This is a genomic window from Neobacillus drentensis, from assembly GCF_036966985.1.
Lineage (GTDB): Bacteria > Bacillota > Bacilli > Bacillales > Cytobacillaceae > Neobacillus > Neobacillus drentensis_E.
This window is the reverse complement of record NZ_JBALSN010000534.1, coordinates 1-3649: the sequence shown is the minus strand read 5'-3', so window position 1 is coordinate 3649 and position 3649 is coordinate 1. Positions and strand designations below refer to the sequence as shown.

Genomic DNA, 3649 nt, shown 5'->3' with positions numbered 1-3649 from the left:
AATTATTACAGGAAATCTCTATTTTGAATAATCTGAGAGAACATCGCTATATGAATTGACATCAATCTGGACGTGGGGACAGGAACACTGTCCCTGTTTTTTGTAAATAAAAAATCCTGCTTTAATGAGGCAGGTTCAAGGTTTGATAAATTGGGAGAGCTTTAAATAAGGAGAGGGGACTTTTTTCATTGGAGTCCTCTCTCCTAATTTATATTGTTCTATGAACTGGAAAAAGGGTCATTTTTTTAAAGATGCTTATTCCCAAGATAATAATCTACAATTAGTGTGTTAAGAAAGTAGCTAATTCTTTGCTCTTTTGTTTTCGATGCTTGCGCATTAATGCTCGGTCCGGTGCGGATTCATGCAATTTTTTCTCTTCTTCAGTTTCAGGAATGACCTGAGGAACATGTGCTGGACGTTTATACTGATCAAGTGCAACAAACGTTAATAGAGCAGTAGCTGCAATTCTCCGTTCACCACTTTTTAAATCTTCAGCAATAATCTTTACAAAAACCTCCATGGATGATGTACCTGTCCATGTCACATAGGATTCAAAACAAACCGAATCTGATGTATGAACGGGACATAAAAAGTCTACAGAATCGGTTGAGGCAGTTACACATTCTCTGCGACTATGTCGAGCTGCGGAAATCGACGCTACCTGGTCCACATCACTCATTAATCGTCCCCCAAATAATGTATTGTGGTTGTTTACATCATTTGGAAATACACGACTTGTTCGTATAACTCTTGATTCTCTACAAAATTTTGCTTCCATACATATTCTCCCTATCTAAGAAAGTTAGTCCCTTAATACCAATAAACGTTCTTCGATTTCAAGTATATTAATATTCCTTTGTGAAACTCCTGTTTCCATTGCAGCCTTAGCAACTGCGGCGGCTACCTGTGCAGCTACTCTAGGATCAAATGGATCCGGAATAACATAATCCGGGGTAAGCTCTTCATCCTCAATTAACCCAGCAATCGCATAAACCGCTGCACGTTTCATTTCTTCGTTGATTTCTTTTGCACTAACGTCTAAAGCACCGCGGAAAATTCCAGGGAATGCTAATACGTTATTGACTTGATTTGGAAAGTCAGAACGTCCTGTCCCGACAACAAATGCTCCAGCTTCCTTTGCCACTTCCGGCATGATTTCCGGAATCGGGTTTGCCATAGCAAATATAATAGAATCACGATTCATCGAACAAACCATTTCTTTTGTAACGGCACCGGCTGCTGATACTCCTACAAATACATCCGCTCCAACAAGAGCATCTGCCAGTGTACCTTGCTTTTGTTCTTTATTAGTGATGCGTGCCATTTCCTCCTTAAAACGATTCATCCCGTTTGGACGACCTTCATAAATGATTCCATTTGTATCACATAAAATAACATCTTTTACACCCATATTAAGCAGCAGCTTAACAATCGCTACACCGGCAGCACCTGCGCCGTTTGCAACCACGCGAATATTTTCTAACTTTTTGTCAACGAGTTTCAACGCATTAATTAACCCAGCGGCGGTTACAATGGCTGTGCCATGCTGATCATCATGAAAAATTGGAATATTGCAAATTTTCTTCAACCTGTCCTCAATTTCGAAGCATTGTGGTGCAGCAATATCTTCTAAATTCACACCACCAAAAGTCGGCTCCAATAATTTAACGACCTCGACAATTTTGTCTGGATCTGATGTATCTAAGCAAATTGGGAATGCATCAACATCTGCAAATGATTTGAATAATAAGGCTTTCCCCTCCATGACTGGCATAGCAGCCTTAGGTCCAATATTTCCAAGCCCTAATACAGCTGTTCCGTTTGAGACAACGGCAACGAGGTTCCCTTTTATTGTGTAGTCATACACTTTGTTTTCATCTCTATAAATTTCCATACACGGCTCAGCAACCCCAGGAGAATAAGCAAGGCTCAAATCCTTTGCATCGCGTAGGGGGACCTTTGACATAACGCCAAGTTTGCCTTGCTTTTCCTTATGTATCCTTAATGCTTCTTCATGTAAAATTGACATATACTTTTCTCTCCCATTCATTTTCCGTTATATAATTTATAAATAGATGCTATACGGATAAGAATAATGTAGTTATCAGAATAATAAAAATTGCAAAAAATTATACTTACTTATAAGAAATTTTTATATGGAAAAAAATAGGGGTTAGTAGTGGTGAAATATCCTGGATTTCAGCCATGACTGTTGATCCCAAGAAAAATCTCCTTAAGCAATATACTTATTAAGGAGATTTCAGACTGTCGACAAATCTGAGGGATTTCTTCGGGTTTAAATCGACAGTCTTTTTTGTTTGGATACAGGCTGTTCTGTGGAAGAATGGTGTGATGCCCATAGAAAAGGACCATTAGACTTATAAGCGTCTAATGGTCCTTTTCATTAATTGTCAATTTAAGATTGGACTATGTTAACTTTGTACCTTCACAAATGGAGCAGTAGAATTTCTAATGACTAATTTGGGCTCATATACGATCGATGGAGGGCGATCATCTTTATTCTCAACAGCAGAAACTATCCATTTAGCGGCTTCGATACCCATTTTCATTTTTGGATGGTTTACAGATGTTAGTTTTACTTCTGTTGCCACGGCCAAAGAAGAATCATCAAAGCCCACGATTGATATATCCTCAGGTACACTTATTCCAAGCCGTCTTACCAGATCTAAAACATTTAATGCAAGCTGATCGTTATAACAAACAATTGCAGTAGGCACAGTGTTTGTTCTAAAGAAGTTCTCTAACCGTTCCAATAAGTTGTTATTTTGATCTTCTGTTGTAAAGGAAATGACCATCTCTGGGAAAAATGGAAGGCCATGTTCTCTAAAAGCACGAATAAAGCCTTGCATTCTGTTTACTCCTTGTAGGTCATCGTTTTTAAAAAGCCCAATGATTTTTTCGTGACCAAGCTTTATTAAATGTTCAGTAGCAATAAAACCGCCCTGTTCATCATTCATAATCATGTGTGGAGGCATCAGCTGTGAATAATATTGGTTAATCATTAAATAGGGAATTTTGTTTTGCTCCAATTCTAGATAGTAATGTATATTCGGGTTGTACTGGCTGCTTTTTGTAGGTTCTACGATAAGGCCATCAATATTTCTGCTTAACATTGTCTGTAGACATTGTTTTTCCTTTTCCACATCGTTATCCGTACAAGCAAGGGTTAAAGTGTATCCCTGTGCAGTTAAATGGGACTCAATTCCTTTTATAATGGATGGGAAAATATAATCAGAGATGTATGTTGTTATCACACCAATATTTTTCCCGTTTGTGTTTGATGTATGAATTAAGGATGGAGTCTGCTCGTTTGTTTGCTCCTTTTTGTAGGAACAAAAGGTTCCCGCACCTTGTTCCCTATATAGTAATCCTTCGTGAACCAGATCCCCCACAGCTTGTCGAATCGTATGTCTGCTTACCCCGAACATTTTAACTAGCTCATTTTCAGAATAAATCTTTTCACCGGGCCGAACCTGTCCGCTAATAATCCATTCTGTTATTTTTTCCTTTACCATATTGTATTTGGTTTTTGAAGCCACTATATCACCACTTTCAACTTTAAAGCACTATTTATAACATATACGTACAACATTTTTAATAATCCTATCCTAACAAATAAATTATAAGT

The 3649-nt window shown here is 38.0% G+C and carries 3 protein-coding genes; all 3 read right to left on the bottom strand.

From position 1 onward, the window contains the following. Positions 1–280: 280 nt before the first annotated feature. The 3 genes from V7659_RS27350 to V7659_RS27340 all read right to left on the bottom strand — a co-directional run bounded on the left by V7659_RS27350 (position 281) and on the right by V7659_RS27340 (position 3560). Positions 281–778, bottom strand: a complete 498-nt coding sequence (locus tag V7659_RS27350) for an acyl-CoA thioesterase (protein WP_335543227.1) — start codon at positions 776–778, stop codon at positions 281–283. Positions 779–802: 24 nt separating this feature from the next. Then, the gene (locus V7659_RS27345; RefSeq protein ID WP_335543226.1) at positions 803–2029 is read right to left on the bottom strand and encodes an NAD(P)-dependent malic enzyme; all 1227 of its coding nucleotides are present in this window, start codon (positions 2027–2029) and stop codon (positions 803–805) included. 403 nt (positions 2030–2432) lie between these two features. After that, positions 2433–3560 (bottom strand): GntR family transcriptional regulator, encoded by a 1128-nt coding sequence (locus V7659_RS27340; protein ID WP_335543225.1) that lies wholly within the window; start codon positions 3558–3560, stop codon positions 2433–2435. Between the last annotated feature and the right edge of the window lie 89 nt (positions 3561–3649).

Coding starts and splice junctions, on each gene's coding strand:
- V7659_RS27350 (WP_335543227.1), bottom strand. CDS start 778: ATGGAAGCAAAATTTTGTAGAGAATCAAGAGTTATACGAACAAGTCGT.
- V7659_RS27345 (WP_335543226.1), bottom strand. CDS start 2,029: ATGTCAATTTTACATGAAGAAGCATTAAGGATACATAAGGAAAAGCAA.